Source organism: Vibrio sp. YT-19(2023) (genome assembly GCF_033337395.1).
In genome coordinates this window covers 1-588 of record NZ_JAWOQN010000810.1, presented here as the reverse complement: position 1 = coordinate 588, position 588 = coordinate 1, and the positions used below count along the sequence as shown (strand labels likewise).

Annotated in this window: 1 protein-coding gene; it reads left to right on the top strand. The window is 43.0% G+C overall.

Annotated features, from left to right (window positions below):
- Positions 1-588: VRR-NUC domain-containing protein (locus tag R7E78_RS28585; protein WP_318058942.1), on the top strand; the 588-nt coding region annotated here is incomplete at both ends.

Genomic DNA, 588 nt, shown 5'->3' with positions numbered 1-588 from the left:
TTATTTAGTGACATTGTCACAGAGATGCTTCACTCACCGATCGATGTGTCAGAGCTCGAAGTCGCACAAAAACTTGAGCAGCGGCTGAAACGAAAACAAGGTGAGAAAGTGCCAAGAGTGACAAAGCCAACCTGTATGGAGTACCGAGTTGAACTGGATTTATCTCAACAGAGAGTCGAACTCGCCAGCAAAGCGCACTTTGAATCTTTAGGTTGGAGTGTATTTTACGCCGAAAATGCACTGCTGAATGCATTACTTGGACTCACTTTTTGGGATGCGATTTTCGCTCCCATTGAAGGGGCATTCATCAATGCCTATCAACATCGTCCTCTGGATTTGTACCATTCCGATTTTGTAGCAAAGCGCCAAGCACTGATTGATGAAGCTTTCGCACAGTTAAAATTGGGTAATACACAAGCGATTTTAGCGAAATACGATGAAAAGTTTGGTATCAGCAATCCGTTTGTTCAATGGAGCTTAATAGGCAAGGAATTGCTTGAACAGTCACTCAACACCATTCCTACCCGCACATTACTCGAACTATTTAAGGTTCAGTTAAGCGATCTTAAGCTTTACCGTAATGGGATG